The organism is Sodalis sp. RH14, from assembly GCF_047324285.1.
Lineage (GTDB): Bacteria > Pseudomonadota > Gammaproteobacteria > Enterobacterales > Enterobacteriaceae > Acerihabitans.
In genome coordinates, this window is record NZ_CP178739.1 from 1980113 (window position 1) to 1995469 (window position 15357).

The following is a 15357-nucleotide window of genomic DNA, read 5'->3' on the forward strand; positions in this document are numbered from 1 at the left end:
GACTTGAAACACCTGTCGTGCAGTCTTAAACCCATTCAGCCAGGGATGCCGGAGTAAATCCGCTCAATGCTGTGTAATTGCCATCTTCCACTTTCGTTACCCAATCCGGATCGCTTAGCAGGGCACGGCCCACGGCGATGAGATCACACTCTTCACGCTCCATGCGCTCAATAAGGCGCTCAAGGCTCGCAGAAGCCGATCCCTTTCCGGCGAAAGCATTAGTCACATCGTTATCCAGACCAACCGAACCTACGCTAATCGTCGCGGCGCCTGTCACTTTTTCGCCTAATCCGCACAGTTCAGGCCGTTTCCGCCATCAATCTCAGGGAATTCCGGCTCCCAGAATCGACATTGCGAACAGTGTAGGATATCGACGCCAGCCTCAACCAGCGGTAATAACCATTCTTCCATCACCGCCGGGGTTTCGGCAATTCGTACCCCGAAGTCCTGCTGCTTCCAGTGGCTGACACGCATGATATCCGGAAAATCAGGACCGACTGCGTGACGAACGGCAGAGATAATCTCACTGGCAAAGCGCGAACGTTCTTTGATTGTTGGGCCACCGTAGCGGTCCGTACGCAGATCAGTACCGGCCCAGAAGAACGGGTCGATTAAAAATCCATGAGCGCCATGGATTTCGGCCGTGTCGAAGCCCAGACGTTTGGCATCCGCCGCTGCCTTTACGAACGCCGAAACGGTATCCGCAATATCTTCTTCACTCATTGCAACGCCGCGTGGGTCTCCGGGCGCATCAAAACCTGACGGGCTTTCAACAGGGGCTGCCGGCTCCCAGCCGTTGATATAACGCACTGCACCGGTATGCCAGATCTGCGGCGCCATGCGGCCGCCTGCACTGTGCACAGCATCAATAACGTTTTTCCAGCCAAAATGCCGCTTCACCATGGAAAAAGGGAAAAAGGGATGCCGCTTCGTGGACTACGCCAATGGACGCTTAATAAGTTGCCTGAAGTCGAAGCAGCCAGGCGGCAATTTAATCAGGTTGCTGGAATGAAATGAGAAAAGGTGGGCAACCCAATGTGTTGTTTAAGAAAAACGTTGCCTGCTGACGCGCTACCCCTTTCTGATCTTAAACTCCGCTAAGCGCGAGTCCTGATATTATTAATGATACACATTTAGGTTATCCATCAGAATCCGGAGGGTAATCTCGTTTTTTTGGCCAGGCCGACATTGAAATATCAATGAGCTGTGAAAGTGTCTGTCGGCTTGCGCCTGCTGAAGGCAGATTTACCACCGACTGCAGAATGCCAAAGTAATACCAGGCCAGCAGTTCCAGATTGATATCCTGCGCGATTTCTCCCGTTTGTTGCCCCTTCGCCAGAATGTTTAACAATATCTGTCGCTGTTGGCGAATCCCCACGTTCATCGTCATTTTCCCTGCGGCGGTAAGATCGGCTTGCTCACTGAGGCTACGAGACAGCAGGCAACCTCTGAGGTTATCCAGTCCAGCGTTATCCGGAAGGAATTCACGCAGCAATGCTTCAACCCTTGCTCTTGGGGACGCAAGTTGAATTGAATTCATGCGAGACAGGACGCGGTCCGTATACAGCCTGAGGCACTCATTGAAGAGCCCGTCCTTATCCTTAAATCGCTGATAAAGGCTGGAGCGGGACAGACCTGTTGCTTCAGTAAGGTCGCTGATGGAGGCGTTTGCATAACCATGACTCCAGAAAACGCCGATCGCCGCATTCAACACGGCACTTTCATCGTATTGCGGTTTACCGCTCATAAATCCCCCGTTGACAATCTGGAATGATCGTACCAAGATTGATGGACTGATCGTTCCATCATATAATAAGGGTTCACCATGCTTAATCAATCGAATACTCAAGTTCCTGAACTTCGCATCGCTGTTGCGGGTGCCACGGGTCGGGTCGGCTCACACTTAATCAATATGCTCGCATCAGATCCCGTAACGGTCATTGCACTCACGCGTCAGAAGACACCTGAAAATATTTCCGACAGGGTATCATCTGTTGTTGTCAATTTTGATAAACCCTCAACGCTCGAAAGGGGGCTAGCAGGTGCCGATAAGCTTTTCATCGCTCATGGGACATCATCTCAACAGGTGGCTAATGAGATAGCACTGATTGATGCTGCTGTAAAAACAGGCGTGCGACATATTGTTAAACTTTCGGTGATGGGGCCAGCAACGCCCATAAATCCTTTTGCATGGCATGCAGTGATAGAGGCTCATCTGGCCCGACAACCTGTGGCCTCAACCGTATTGAGACCCACTACTTTCATGGATATACTCAAGCGTGCTGGAAGCCAGGTCGCTGCGGGAACCTGGGCGGGCGCTGCAGGTAACGGGCGCGTCAATCTGATTGACACCCGCGATGTAGCCGGGGTGGCACGTGTAGCGCTGCTTGAAAAAGTAGCAGATAACTCCCAACGTGCTTATCACCTAACGGGTCCGCGTAACTGGACAATGCCTGAGATTGCTGAGAAATTATCCGATCTTTTAGGTCGTACGGTCACCTATATTGACCGCTCACCCAATGAACAGCGCGCTGCATTACTTGCTGACGGTCTTTCACCGTTTGTCACTGAACTGCTTATTGGACTTGACAGGATTTTCAACCATTCAGTGCTGATTGAGCGCACTCTGACTGTTGAAGAATTAACTGGATTGCCCCCGCGCTCATTGTCAGATTGGCTGCAGGAAAATATTGCGTTTTTCAATCGGTAGATCCGGGGTGTCATCAGGCACTACGTTAAAGAGATCTCCTCATCCAATATTGATGAAAATGAACGTTAATCAAATTATTCATAACATTCGCAATGAATAAGATAATTTATCTGGTGCTTATTACCTATAAAACGCATGGCCCTAATGAAAGTACTAACGTAACCGCGATGGAGACAGGCCAAAACGCTGTGTAAATCTTTCAGCGAAGCGTGAAACCGATTTGTAGCCGCAGGCATCTGCCACCTGCGTCATGTTCCAGTTGGTGGTTTGTATCAGCAATAAGCCGTGGTGCATGCGTATATCCACGAGAAGCTTCTCAAAGCGGATACCCTCTTCGCGCAACCGCCTTCGCAGGGTTGATTCGCTCATAGCCAATGCTTCACCGGCGGAGCGGGCAGTCCAGCCGATTTCTGGTGAGGAGCGTAGCAGGCGGCTTAAACGTGGAAAGACGCCCTGTCGTTGTGGAAGGGTAAAATGAATATTTTGCTCGGCAAGGACTAACAGTAAGTCAAAAATTCTTAACCGGATCCTTGCATCGCTAAGACTCGGCTGATCCAGGTTTTTCAGTAACGTTCGCAATGATTCGTGTAGAGCGCTATTAAGATCAACCGTGGTGAACTGAGGTTTCTTTTTAGCACTGGAAATGTCGCCCTGAAAAAACTGATAAAAATATTCCAACACATCTGCACTGAAAGTGAGAAATATTGACCGGAACGGAGAGTCATTACTCGGGGGATATTTGGTATAATCGGCAATCACGCCCTGATCTATAAAACCTACGGCGGCCTTATCAGCTAGTGTATGGTTTTCCCCCGAAGCCAGGAACTCAATTCTTCCCGCTAATACGATCAGCACCGTCGGTTCAAAGAAGAAAAAAGAGGGGGTACTCTGCTCCACCCTGAGTTGCGGATAAGCCACCGAAACCAGATTATTACGGCTGGTGTTGCTGCCATAAAAACCAGACCAGGAAAATTGTTCACTGCTCAAGGCGTATTTCTCATCTGATGCGAATAACCTATTTTCTCTGGTCATGGTTTACCTGCTGCTTAGACGCTGAGCGTTACACTTTCACGTCCGGGTTAAGACTGTAGACTCCAGTCAGCGTAGCTTTGGCCAAAACGTCGCTGTTTTCCAGCGTGCGACGGATGTTAGCACCAGTAAGCTCTCCTGCTACGTTCAATGTCGGGGTCGGGAGCGCATATAATGTGAATACATAATGATGGATTATTTCATCATTCCACGGCGGACAAGGACCATCATAGCCATAGTAGGTGCCCGCCATCGACTCATCATTGGCAAACCACCCGGTATAATCATTTATGCCATGGGTCAGTCCATCTGGCGCAGAGGGACCCTGTTTGCCTCCAGCGGAAATGCCATGGGATTGTGACCCCTCAACGATTTCGCTCTGACCCGCCGGGATATTTAACAGTAACCAGTGAAAAAAATCGGCGCGGGGCAACGATGCCGGGACCCTCTTACCTGGCTGATTTACATTTTCAGCACTGGTAGGAACATCGGGATCGTGGCAAAGGAGCACCAGCGACTGCGTACCCGCGGGAGCATCTTCCCAGCGGAGGTGTGGGTTAAGGTTATCAGATAAACGGATATTATTTTCAGGATCGTAAACGGCAAAACTATTCTTGCCGGGGATGGCACCGCCATCTTTAAAATTATGGCTATATAATTTCATGCTGTTGCCTTGTCTATGAATGGAAAAATCGATTATACGACTTTCACAAACCTTACCAGTGCCTCATCCAGTCAAATTTCTTCCTGAAGCTATCATTTTGGCTGGACATGCTTAGTTTAAAACAAAAAACGTATCACGTGAATGATGGCTGCTTTTGTTTTGGTGAAGCCGAAGAATGGCCGAAAAGAAGAATAAAATGACCGAATTTAGCAATGTGCTTTGTAATTTATTTAATTATATTACCTTCTCTTGAATAATAATGAGTATCATTATCATATAAAGGCGTGTAAAATGTATCTCAATAAAGCGCGAGTAACAGCCCCATTTCGATTGAAATTAAGTGTTTTTTATTTTCTTACTTGTTTTTCCCAGGCACATGCAACACCGATTGATGAAGGTAGTGAAAATAAACTTAATAACAATAATAAAGACGAAACGATGGTTGTAAGCGCAAGCGCCAATGGAATGGATAAATCTACAAGCCAGGCACCTGCGTCTGTCACTTCGATATCAAGTGAAGAAATCCAAAAAAAACCTTATCGTGATATCGCAGATTTGCTCCAAGGGGTTCCGGGTATCACTACCACGATTGGCGGGGATCACAAGGAGATAAATATTCGTGGCATGGGATCTGATTATACCTTATATATGGTCGATGGTATGAGAATTGACTCCAGGGATACGAGCCGTTTATTTGATGGCTATGGTCAGATGAATGCCTGGATGCCTCCTGCTTCTGCAATAGATCATATTGAGGTTATACGAGGGCCGATGTCCGCTTTATATGGATCAGATGCAATGGGTGGTGTAATTAATATAATAACACGTAAAAATTCAAATAAATGGCAAGGAAGTATTGGCGCCGATTTTACAATGCAGGAGCATAGTGATTCGGGTAATATATTTCAGAATAATTTCTTTTTAACCGGTCCATTGATTGACAATATCCTTTCAATGCAGGCTTATGGAAATTATTCTAAGCGTGACGAAGACGATATCTATAACGGTTATCGAGGTAGCAAAAGAGATAACATAACAGGCAAGATAACACTAATCCCTTCGGATAAACAAGAAATTACTTTTACAGCTAATCATACACAACAGGATATAACTCAGACCGTAGGGAAGTCTATTAGCCCAGCATATAATTATGTCACTGGCGTGCCGACAGATTACAGGAAAAAGACTGAGGTTAACCGTTTTTCTGTAAATCATATTGGCTATTTGCCCATTGGAAAAACAGAATCGTATATCCAAAGCGAAGATTATACGATAGGTTCTGAGGATGTTTGGCTAAAGAATTTAAACATGCGATCCTCACTTTCTTCAAATATAGGCAGCCATATCCTGACCTTTGGTGGAGAACTTAGTATTAAAAAGTTACATGATGGAACATCAAATCAGCTATCCAGTGAGACAGATCTAAAACGTACCGAAAAGTCCTTGTTCCTGGAAGACGCATGGCTGGCTACTGAAGATTTCACTTTAACTTCAGGTGTACGTTTTGATGATGATGATCAGTTTGGGAGTCACTGGAGCCCGAGAATTTATGGTGTCTGGAATGTTGCCACAAACTGGACGATTAAAGGGGGCGTCAGTAGTGGTTTCAAAGCACCGGCTATTGCAGAAACTTCAACATCGTTTGGTACCGTATCTTATGTTGGCAACGTTTACGGAAACCCTGATCTGAAACCAGAAAAGTCAATAACCCAAGAAATGGGACTCCTTTATGACAACGATGAAGGATTAACAGGAGGTATTACATTATTTAATAACCAGTTCAAGGACAAGATAGATACAGTATCTTGCCCAGAAAACCAATGTCTGTCAGTACCTAATGTTTATGGTGCTTACCCACTTATCTATACAAATATTGGTAAAGCAGTAACTCGGGGTGTTGAAGCCTCACTTGCTTTTCCTGTTACTGAAAAAGTAAGCATTGCGAATAACTATACATATACCTATTCAAAACAGCAGTCTGGTGAAAATAAAGGGAAGCCACTTAATAAACTGCCTAAACATCAATTCAATAGTACTGTTAATTATCAATATAGTGAGAGGTTGAAAACCTGGCTGGCAATAAATATTCGCGGAAAGGATAGTGATAATGTAGGTGGTGCACAAGCGACTATATTACCTATCCAGGCACCTTCATTTGCCATGTTAGATATCGGAGCGGATTATGCAGTCGCCAAAAATGTAGATATTAAGGCTGGTGTTTCAAATATTCTCGACAAAAAAATTCGTTATGATGATTATGGTTATGTTGAAGATGGCAGACGATACTGGCTTGCTGTGAATTATTCTTTTTAGGTAATAAAAACGGGGGAGGACGGCACCCCCTTTCTATTTTTTAATTTCATGCAAATCGATAAGTTTTGAAGATGAATTTTTTAAATCATTAAAATAACTCAGCGGTGGTTTACCTAATATTTTTTTGAACATGGTAACAAAACTGCTTGCATTTTCATAACCCAGGTCAAGTGCAATAGCGGTAATACTATCCCCCTCGGAAATTCGCTGAAGTGCTATAACTATATGAAGTTGCTGCTTCCATCTGCCAAAGCTCATGCCCAGCTCATGTTGCACTAACCTGGTGAAGCTTCTTTCACTCATATTGACTCTTAGCGCCCATTCATGAAGTTTAAGTGAATTATTCGGACTTTTAATAAGCTCATTGGTTACTGAATATAAGCGCGATTCTGAAGGCATTGGAAGACTAACTTCGAGTTTAGTCGTAGCTTTTAACTGATCGACTAATACATCTATTATTTTTTTTTCGGATTCTGATAATGTAGATTTGCCGTTAAAATTTGAGGCAAAAAAAATCAATTCACGCAAAAGAGGATGTACAGAAAGAGTTGCACATTCTTCAGGAAGCCCCTTTATTTTAGTAGTGTCAATGAATAAGCAGTAACAGCTAGTATTGCCGGCTCCTCTTGTAGAGTGAACTGTATTAGTTGGTATCCATATAGCACATTGCGGTGGTATTAGGTAGATTGATTTTTTTACTTCACATATTATAATTCCTTTTGGCGAAAATATTAGTTGAGCTTCAGGATGCTGATGTGGCTTGAGTTCCCAGCAATCTGTAAAATTATCTGATTTAATGGATAAAACTGGTAAAAAGGGATTTCTCACTTCAGAAATTTCGTAATGGTTTACTGTATTAAATGAGCGATCAGTTGTCATAGAATTCAAACCTCTTGGTCGAATAACTAAGATTATAACATTAACCATATGAAGTGGAAAGTTTTAAGCTAGGTGAGCGTAAAAATCTCCAATTATAATAACTAAATTGTTGTGATTTTTTTAAGGTTTTTGCTAAAATATGCTTTATTTAAATTATTATCATCTTCACCATTGTGCTCTACTAATTAACAATTTTATTCATTAAAATCTGATGGTTCAAAAGCATCTAATCGAGTTGATAAATCTTAATAGTGGATTCATCTATGTCTACCATTTAATATTCAACTTCATTTTATTCAGATGGTCAATTAGACAATTAATTGATTTTATCCCCAGGCGGTCATTGAGGCTTACACACGGATGGCGGAATTATCGGTATTTTGGAGAATTAATATATTAATGGGTGTGTTGATACAATAAAAGAATACAATTAGGTACTGCTTTTATAAAGGTGATTATATGAGAGGTGTTCTTGCTTTTTTAGATGTAATTTATTTCGCTTATGTTAATCATGTTTTATTTTTATTAATGTCATTCTTTACGTGTTGTTAAATGTTGTTTTTCGAAAGCACTGCATTGTGCAATTGCCTGAATGATGGGTTCCATCAAAGAGTGTTATTGTGTCGGTTTTAAAAATCAGCGGTTAAGCTGAATTTAATTGACTTGGCGTAGTCAATAGTTGATGATTTGCACTGTTATGTAATTTTTGTGAACTATATGATGATTTATGTCGGTATGAGATTCGTCCACTTCTCTCATTCAGTTGTCTCTCCAATAGACCGGCTTCATACAATTCTCGGGATGCGCGATAAACCACGCTTAGACTAATCTTTTTTTCATCGTACATATTAATATAGATATCCCTTACCTCCAGAAAAGCATCCTGATGCTTTTGCATAACGTCTAATACATATGCTCTGGGGATGGTGTATCGTAATATTTTCTTCATAAAATTATTTCTCATACTGAGCATGCTTTTTCAAATTAACAATGGCTTTTAATTTTTATCTTCAATGCGTTTAAGTAATTCGTGAGCCTTTTCAATTGCTGCGTCTTTATTGCTGGCTATAATTAAAGGAAAGCCCCAAAATTTAGAAAATGTTTTTGAAAAAGCGCTGAGTAATATCGTTTGCTTCTCCTTTGGGATGACCTGGACCTGAGCTATTATATAATTTCTAACATCAGGTTTGTTGTTTTTCATCCATTTAACAATAATCATTTTTTCTTCTTTAGAATGCGCGTGATTTTCCTCATTTCCATAATCATCTCCATTGATCAATATAAAAGGCGTTTTCCTTGCAAAAAGTGCTTTTAGCTGAGAAAAAGTGTTTTCAACATCATAACTGTTATTGTTTAATTCCTTTTCATCATTGACCTGTTTCAACCACACTAAAGGGAATCTTGAATCATCTATTACAAGCATTGCCATGTCCTTTATGGAATATGAGAATGATAAATATTACCATTGGTGTTTTGATTTTAGTTTGGAAATCCGGCCGTTTTATATTCATTTTCAGCCTATTTGTCGTTTTTCTACCCCGGTCTTCGTTAGTACGCTTCTTGTGTCATTCCTTGTCAGGACATAGCTTGAAATGCGTGATCGCAGATACCGGTCTTGGTGTAGTCGCCCATCATTCGTAGCCATTTGTTGACTACGTTTTCACACATTTATTGTTGCGGACACGAATCCTGAGAAACAATGGACTGCCCTCATCCATAAGACGATCCTGCCCCATAGTTTGGCTATAAGAGGAATGTATTTATCCTTTTCACACCCAGGCCGGGCCTGATGCGGCCCATAGAGCACAAGGAGGAGGGTGTCTGTTTCTTTCAGAAAGCGCGCACAGAAAAGTAAAAGGATTTCATTTCAATAATAAGGAAGCTGTTCAAGCGCATGGGTATAACGTTATGCCTGACCGATCAGCATCGATTCAGACCTCTGAAAATGGCAAAGTTTAAAAAAATATTCTGGGTATTATTCGTAGTAAGTCACTATCCGTTGTCCACACAGTTCATGGACATTAATATTCATATCATAAAGTTGACCGAGACGCTCAGCGGTAATGACATGATTAGGAGAACCTTCATAGTGTACTCTGCCCGCAGACATCGCAATAATGTGATCTGAATAGTACGAAGCAAAGTTGATATCATGAAGCACCAATACGACGGTTTTACCAAGTTCGTCTGCTGCTCTTCGAAGAATCTTCATTGTAGCGGTCGCATGCTTGAGGTCTAGACTATTTAGGGGCTCATCCAGTAGCAGATAGTCGGTGTCCTGACATAGGACCATTGCGATAAAGGCGCGCTGGCGTTGTCCACCGGAAAGCTCGTCAAGGAAACGGTCGCGCAACGATGTGATGCCCAGATACTCCAGTGCACGCTCAATATGCCCTCGATCATCGTGGGTGAAACGTCCTTTCGAGTGCGGGTAGCGGCCAAAAGCGACCAAGTCACTGACGGACAGGCGCACGCTGATATGGTTATCCTGTCGCAGGATCGCCAGACGTTGCGCAAGTAGGGCCGTGGGAGTGTTAACGACATTCATCTCGTCAACCTTCACGGTCCCACTCGTTGCCGGCAGTAGCCTGCTAATAAGCATCATGAGCGTGGATTTACCGGCACCATTGGGGCCGATGATGGATGTCAGTCCGCCTTTGGGGATCCTCACCGAGACGTTGTCCACGACGGTAGTTGTGCCATAGCGTTTAGTGAGTGCGTGTGTTTCGATCATCGCGCCCTCTGCATGATTAATATAATGAAAGCAATACCGCCAAAGAACTCAATGACAATGCTCAGGCTGGTATTAAAACCAAACAGCCTCTCCAGAACAAGCTGCCCGCCAACCAGACATATCATCGCGGTCAGCGCGGAGGCAGGGAGCATCAGAGCATGCCGCGCATTCCCGACAAAACGGTAAGCCAGGTTGGCGACCAGTAGGCCGAAGAAAGTGACCGGCCCTACCAACGCTGTAGAGACCGATACGAGAATAGCAATTATCATCAGGATGGTTCTAACAGTCCGGGTGTAATCGATGCCGAGATTGATTGCCGAGTCTCGCCCAAGCACCAGCACATCAAAGCTACGCCGCATTCTCCAGCCTATCACCGAGACGCTGAAGACAAGTATTGCTGCGATGGACAGCAGGCTTGAGTCGATAAGATTGAAGCTTGCAAAGAGGCGATCCTGCAGGACGGCGAATTCACCCGGATCGATGACACGCTGTAGGAAATTCGACAGGCTACGCAGTAGCCCGCCGAACACGAGACCGGCCAGCGCCAGGAACATCAGGTCTCTGCGACCTCCGGCGAAGAGCCAGTGATAGAGCAGGGCCGCTGAACTGACCATGACGAATGTCTCCACGGCAAAGCGCAGATATGGGTTGATGGCGGCGCCGTGGACGTAGCCGATGGTGAATGCCACCAGGGTCTGGATAAGAACGTACAGCGCATCAAAGCCCATGATCGATGGCGTCAGGATACGATTCTGGGTAATGGTCTGGAACAGTACGGTCGACACTGCCATTGCGTAGCCAATCAACAACAGCCCTGCGAGCTTTTGCGCACGAAGCGGTAGCACAAAAGACCAATGTCCTCCGGCACCAACGGTCATGAATGCAACTGATGCTATTATCGTCAGTATAACGAGCAGAATGATGACCATACCGGGCCTCATTTCTTGAAATTCAGCCAAATCGTGCAACTCCTCGTTTGAGGATGAAAAGGAAAATCACGCTGCCAGCAATCCCGATAATGGGGCCCACGGGGATCTCGAAGGGTTGGGTTACGGAGCGGCCTATAATGTCGCAACTCAGTACGAAACCGGCGCCGAGAGTGGCGGTCCACGGTACTGCTCTGCGCAGGTTGTCGCCGATCACCATGCTGATGATATTCGGCACGACCAGACCGACAAAGGGGATCGCGCCTACTGTCGCGACCACAGCAGCTGTTGCGATCGAAACGATAACAAGCCCGGTCATGAGTGTTACCCGATAGTTCAGGCCCAGGTTATTTGTGAAATCCTGCCCAAGTCCTGCCACCGTGAATCTGTCGGCTGCAACATAAGCGACGACAGCGGCGACAAACGAGGTCCAGAGCAGTTCATAGCGGCCGCGCAGCACCGATGAAAAGTCCCCAGTAGACCATGTGACCAGCGACTGAATAAGATCGAACCGGTAGGCAAGAAATGTCGCCGCTGCGTTAATTATGCCGCCGAGCATCAGACCGACGAGCGGGACCATCAATGGCGAGCGCATGGGTGACAGCCGCAGTATGACAAGGAACAGTAGCGTTCCCAGCAGGGCGGTAAAACACGCCACAAGCATGCGCGCGGGTACAGGCAGTCCGGGAGCCAGCAGAGCAGCCAGCAATAACCCAAGTGTGGCGGACTCAATCGTCCCTGCTGTGCCTGGCTCCACGAAGCGATTGCGCGAAAGCATTTGCATGATCAGGCCAGCCACCGCCATGGAACTTCCAGCGAGGAGCAATGCAACGGTCCGCGGAATGCGGCTCGCCAGTAAAATGTTTGTGGTAGACGTGGTATAGCCTGCTAAAAGCGATGCAGGCGAAATTGTCGTCGCACCGATAAATAGGCTAATCAGGGAAAGCAACCCGACCACGATCAGTGCGATTACAAGTCCCTTCATTGACGTTTTGCGTGCTGAAAGCGTCATTTTGTCTTGGTTATTGCCAAGGAAACTTCATCAGCCATCGACTGAAGCGCGGTCAGTCCGTCGCCAACAATATACCACGCGACAGGATCGAGGTAGACGATGTGGCCAGCCTTCCAGGCCTTGGTTTGTCGAACCAGTTCATTATCCAGCAGCTGTCTGGCGGATGCTCCCTTTTCCCCAATGGCTGCATCACGATCGATGACATAAAGCCAGTCAGGATTAGTTTCGAGAATGAACTCGGAGGAGATCACCTGACCGTGCGGACCCTCATCAAGCTTGCGCGTCACGGGTTGCACGCCGAAGTCGTTATACAGTGTCCCAAACCAAGATTTCGGGCCGAGCGCTCCGATGCGACCACCGCTGGTCATCACCAGCAGTCCTGTCCCCATCTTTGCCGTGCGTGCCCGAAGCGCGTCGACCGATGCCCGCAACGTGCTGGCACGACGGGCGACCTCAGCTTGTTTACCGAAAATGTTTCCAAGGATCTGCGCATGCGTTATCGCGCTGTCAACGCGGTGTTGAAAGTCAGGAGTCAGATCAATGGTAGGGGCGAGCTTCGCCACCTGAGCGTACTTCGGCGATGAACGCCCGCCCACGATGATCAGATCAGGTGAAAGCGCGTTAAGTGCTTCGTAATCGGGCTCGAAAAGAGAGCCAACCTTCCGGTACCGGCTTTCTCCAAATTTAGCGAGATAAGGTGGATAGTTGAGCGTGGGAACGCCTGCGACATCGACCCCGATGGAGGCAAGGGTATCTAGCGCGGCGATATCAAGAATAGCCACGACCCTGGGATTGACCGGGACGCGGGTCACCCCTTGAGTATGATGAACGGTGATCTCTTCGGCTTGCAGCATGCGCGAAAAGAGAACGAAGCATGTCAGGGAGATTATAGCCAACGTATACATCATGCACGTTGCGACTTTCGCAGGGCGCGGATAATAGCGGTGTGATACGAATAGAAGGGCGATGTGCCTGTTGAACATGCTGAATTTCCGTATTTGTAGGCGTCAACGCGTTACACATAATGTTTGTCGCATTGATCATCTTATTAGTATTGCCGGTGCCGTCCCCCGTTGGCATTGCGAGGCACGGCAGTTCGCGCATAGGGTCAAAATGGAAATGGCCTGCTAAAATGATATGGATAGAATGCTAATGTGTCATTGCACAATATGGCCTATCTGTTATCCAATTCAGCCAAAATGAATTGGATAATCATTCTCATCGGATAAAGCGCAATCCGCGTGACGACCGCAATGCCGGCTCGGTACTGCCGCCCGCGGTGTGGTTCGCCTACAGCCCGGACCGCAAGGGGGTGCATCCGCAAACCTATCCGGCGCGGTTCAGCGGAATGTTGCTGGCGGATGCGGGCTTCAACCCGCTGTATGAAGAAGGCCCTATCCGCGAGGTCGGCTGCATGGCCCACGCCCGGTGTAAGATCCATGATATCCATGTGCGGCATCCGTCGCCGACCACCGCCGAGGCACTGCACCGGATCGGCGAGCTGTATGCGATCGAAGCCGACATCCGGGGGCGTACGGCCGAAGAACGACAACAGGTGCGCGAAGCGCGCTCCCGGCCGTGACTGATGGGCCGGGAGAGCGGGATCCGGGAAAAGCTCGCCACATTGCCGCGACAGGCCGATACGGCCAAGGCGTTCAACTACCTGATGAACCACTGGCAGGCGTTGTGTTATTACAGCACCGATGGTTGGGGGGAGATCGACAATAACATCACGGGAAACGCGTTAAGAGCGGTGAGCCTGGGGCGAAAAAATTATCTGTTCTTCGGTTCTGATAACGGCGGTGAACGTGCCGCGCTGATGTATACGCTGATCGGCAGTTGCAAACTGAACGGCGTGGAGCCGGAAGCCTATCTGCGCCATGTACTGGCGACAATCGCGGATCATCCCATCAATAAGATCAAAGGTCTCCTGCCGTGGCACCTTATAATACCTGCCGAATAAGCGTCAATACGTCACTGAGTTGACGCTTACCCTAAGCCAAGCCGGGATTCTTTAAGGTTATTTCTCAGGCGACTGTTAGGTTAAGGGACACAGCCTAAGATTGACTAAATTTTACTAATGATTCAGATATGTTCGTTATCTCAGGCTCATTTCATTGAGTTGTACGCTTTGAAGGCGGGATTTTTTTCAAAAATTTCAGCAACAAAATCCATGAACACAATCGCCCGTTTTGGTAAAAGTCGATTAGCAACATAAACGGCCTGAATGGGAACGGGGGATGCAGTGTAATCAGTCAGTAATAATTGTAGGTTGCCATTTTCCAGTCCCTCCTCGAACAGCCATTCTGGGCCCTGTGCGATCCCAATCCCTGCATTGACAAATTTCTGTACTGCTTCTGGTGAATTGACCCTGAGCCGACCAGAAATAGGAACATTGATATCCTGAAATCTCCAGGTAGCTCCTGTTGTTAGCAAGGTATAGATCAAACAATCATGTTTTTTTAAATCCTCTGGGGTATTAGGGGTTCCGTGTTTAGCTAAGTACTTGTTACTGGCAACACAGACTCGCTCAAACATGCCAAGTCTGCGGGCACGCATAGCACTGTCCTCCAGGTGTCCAATGCGGATTGCCAGCTCAGCCCCTTCATCAACGAGATTGATATAGCGGTCATTAATCTGTAGATCGAGTGTTAGCTCAGGGTAGCGTTCTAAAAAATCTGGGATGTGCGGGACTAAGAATGTGTGAGCCAATGCTGTGGGGCAGGCAACGCGTAATAGCCCTGTGGGTGTAACATTTTCTCTGAAAGAAGACTCTGACTCTTCGACGGCTTCCAGAATACGCCTTGCTTCCAAATAATAACGTTCTCCTTCAGGAGTTAGGGAAAGCTTGCGGGTTGATCTGTGAAGTAATCTGGTCTGCAAATGCTCTTCGAGGGTTGCAACATGACGACTCACGTTCGGTTGCCCTAAGCCTAAATCCCTACCGGCTGCGGAAAAGCTGCCTGTTTCAGCGGTACGGACAAAGCATGTCATCAAAAGTAATCTATCCATCCTAAAACCCATTTATGCTTTTAATGCATGAAACATATTCAAAAACACAATCTTATCACAATATGAGCATGAGCATAT

13 protein-coding genes and 2 pseudogenes are annotated in these 15357 nt (G+C 46.5%); 3 read left to right on the forward strand and 12 right to left on the reverse strand.

Annotation, left to right across the window (positions count from 1 at the left end):
* Positions 1-25: 25 nt before the first annotated feature.
* Positions 26-913, reverse strand: a pseudogene (locus ACL2XQ_RS08835) (12-oxophytodienoate reductase); the annotation flags it as partial.
* Between the two features lie 225 nt (positions 914-1138).
* The gene (locus ACL2XQ_RS08840; protein WP_413722588.1) at positions 1139-1747 is read right to left on the reverse strand and encodes a TetR/AcrR family transcriptional regulator; all 609 of its coding nucleotides are present in this window, start codon (positions 1745-1747) and stop codon (positions 1139-1141) included.
* Between the two features lie 78 nt (positions 1748-1825).
* Here ACL2XQ_RS08840 and ACL2XQ_RS08845 point away from each other — a divergent pair, with 78 nt between their 5' ends.
* The gene (locus ACL2XQ_RS08845; protein WP_413740289.1) at positions 1826-2710 is read left to right on the forward strand and encodes an NmrA family NAD(P)-binding protein; all 885 of its coding nucleotides are present in this window, start codon (positions 1826-1828) and stop codon (positions 2708-2710) included.
* Positions 2711-2863: 153 nt separating this feature from the next.
* Here the strand turns inward: ACL2XQ_RS08845 and ACL2XQ_RS08850 are convergent, their stop codons facing one another.
* On the reverse strand, positions 2864-3742 hold the full coding sequence (locus ACL2XQ_RS08850) for a helix-turn-helix transcriptional regulator (protein ID WP_413740290.1): 879 nt from the start codon (positions 3740-3742) through the stop codon (positions 2864-2866).
* Between the two features lie 28 nt (positions 3743-3770).
* Positions 3771-4403 carry a YbhB/YbcL family Raf kinase inhibitor-like protein gene (locus ACL2XQ_RS08855; RefSeq protein ID WP_413740291.1) on the reverse strand — a complete coding sequence of 211 codons (633 nt, stop codon included), beginning with the start codon at positions 4401-4403 and terminating at the stop codon, positions 3771-3773.
* A gap of 291 nt (positions 4404-4694) precedes the next feature.
* On the opposite strand from ACL2XQ_RS08855, the gene ACL2XQ_RS08860 reads away from it, so the two are divergent.
* Positions 4695-6716 carry a TonB-dependent receptor domain-containing protein gene (locus ACL2XQ_RS08860; RefSeq protein ID WP_413740292.1) on the forward strand — a complete coding sequence of 674 codons (2022 nt, stop codon included), beginning with the start codon at positions 4695-4697 and terminating at the stop codon, positions 6714-6716.
* 33 nt (positions 6717-6749) lie between these two features.
* Here ACL2XQ_RS08860 and ACL2XQ_RS08865 read toward each other — a convergent pair whose 3' ends face one another.
* The 7 genes from ACL2XQ_RS08865 to ACL2XQ_RS08895 form a co-directional block, all read right to left on the reverse strand.
* The gene (locus ACL2XQ_RS08865; RefSeq protein WP_413722593.1) at positions 6750-7595 is read right to left on the reverse strand and encodes an AraC family transcriptional regulator; all 846 of its coding nucleotides are present in this window, start codon (positions 7593-7595) and stop codon (positions 6750-6752) included.
* Positions 7596-8238: 643 nt separating this feature from the next.
* The gene (locus tag ACL2XQ_RS08870) at positions 8239-8568 is read right to left on the reverse strand and encodes a transcriptional repressor (RefSeq protein ID WP_413740293.1); all 330 of its coding nucleotides are present in this window, start codon (positions 8566-8568) and stop codon (positions 8239-8241) included.
* A gap of 24 nt (positions 8569-8592) precedes the next feature.
* Complete coding sequence (locus ACL2XQ_RS08875; RefSeq protein WP_413728548.1) at positions 8593-9018, reverse strand: hypothetical protein; 426 nt, start codon at positions 9016-9018, stop codon at positions 8593-8595.
* A 552-nt stretch (positions 9019-9570) separates the two neighbouring features.
* The gene (locus ACL2XQ_RS08880) at positions 9571-10329 is read right to left on the reverse strand and encodes an ABC transporter ATP-binding protein (RefSeq protein WP_410015468.1); all 759 of its coding nucleotides are present in this window, start codon (positions 10327-10329) and stop codon (positions 9571-9573) included.
* Positions 10326-11288 (reverse strand): iron chelate uptake ABC transporter family permease subunit, encoded by a 963-nt coding sequence (locus ACL2XQ_RS08885; protein ID WP_413733006.1) that lies wholly within the window; start codon positions 11286-11288, stop codon positions 10326-10328. Before ACL2XQ_RS08885 ends, ACL2XQ_RS08880 begins: the two co-directional genes overlap by 4 nt.
* A complete protein-coding gene (locus ACL2XQ_RS08890) occupies positions 11281-12240 on the reverse strand; it encodes an ABC transporter permease (RefSeq protein ID WP_413733005.1) in 960 nt (319 codons plus the stop codon). The genes ACL2XQ_RS08885 and ACL2XQ_RS08890 overlap by 8 nt, the downstream gene beginning before the upstream one ends.
* Before the next feature lie 23 nt (positions 12241-12263).
* Entirely contained in the window at positions 12264-13250 is a 987-nt protein-coding gene (locus tag ACL2XQ_RS08895) for a siderophore ABC transporter substrate-binding protein (RefSeq protein ID WP_413740294.1), read from the reverse strand.
* Between the two features lie 257 nt (positions 13251-13507).
* On the opposite strand from ACL2XQ_RS08895, the pseudogene tnpC reads away from it, so the two are divergent.
* Positions 13508-14230 (forward strand): annotated as a pseudogene (tnpC, locus tag ACL2XQ_RS08900) (IS66 family transposase); the annotation flags it as partial.
* Positions 14231-14376: 146 nt separating this feature from the next.
* On the opposite strand, the gene ACL2XQ_RS08905 reads toward tnpC, so the two are convergent.
* Positions 14377-15279, reverse strand: a complete 903-nt coding sequence (locus tag ACL2XQ_RS08905; protein WP_413740295.1) for a LysR family transcriptional regulator — start codon at positions 15277-15279, stop codon at positions 14377-14379.
* Between the last annotated feature and the right edge of the window lie 78 nt (positions 15280-15357).

What these genes read in the sequence shown, in the direction of transcription:
- ACL2XQ_RS08870 (WP_413740293.1), bottom strand. Translation starts at nt 8,568, where the DNA reads ATGCTCAGTATGAGAAATAATTTTATGAAGAAAATATTACGATACACC.
- ACL2XQ_RS08840 (WP_413722588.1), bottom strand. Translation starts at nt 1,747, where the DNA reads ATGAGCGGTAAACCGCAATACGATGAAAGTGCCGTGTTGAATGCGGCG.
- ACL2XQ_RS08895 (WP_413740294.1), bottom strand. Translation starts at nt 13,250, where the DNA reads ATGTTCAACAGGCACATCGCCCTTCTATTCGTATCACACCGCTATTAT.
- ACL2XQ_RS08880 (WP_410015468.1), bottom strand. Translation starts at nt 10,329, where the DNA reads ATGATCGAAACACACGCACTCACTAAACGCTATGGCACAACTACCGTC.
- ACL2XQ_RS08905 (WP_413740295.1), bottom strand. Translation starts at nt 15,279, where the DNA reads ATGGATAGATTACTTTTGATGACATGCTTTGTCCGTACCGCTGAAACA.
- ACL2XQ_RS08845 (WP_413740289.1), top strand. Translation starts at nt 1,826, where the DNA reads ATGCTTAATCAATCGAATACTCAAGTTCCTGAACTTCGCATCGCTGTT.
- ACL2XQ_RS08875 (WP_413728548.1), bottom strand. Translation starts at nt 9,018, where the DNA reads ATGCTTGTAATAGATGATTCAAGATTCCCTTTAGTGTGGTTGAAACAG.
- ACL2XQ_RS08860 (WP_413740292.1), top strand. Translation starts at nt 4,695, where the DNA reads ATGTATCTCAATAAAGCGCGAGTAACAGCCCCATTTCGATTGAAATTA.
- ACL2XQ_RS08855 (WP_413740291.1), bottom strand. Translation starts at nt 4,403, where the DNA reads ATGAAATTATATAGCCATAATTTTAAAGATGGCGGTGCCATCCCCGGC.
- ACL2XQ_RS08890 (WP_413733005.1), bottom strand. Translation starts at nt 12,240, where the DNA reads ATGAAGGGACTTGTAATCGCACTGATCGTGGTCGGGTTGCTTTCCCTG.
- ACL2XQ_RS08865 (WP_413722593.1), bottom strand. Translation starts at nt 7,595, where the DNA reads ATGACAACTGATCGCTCATTTAATACAGTAAACCATTACGAAATTTCT.
- ACL2XQ_RS08850 (WP_413740290.1), bottom strand. Translation starts at nt 3,742, where the DNA reads ATGACCAGAGAAAATAGGTTATTCGCATCAGATGAGAAATACGCCTTG.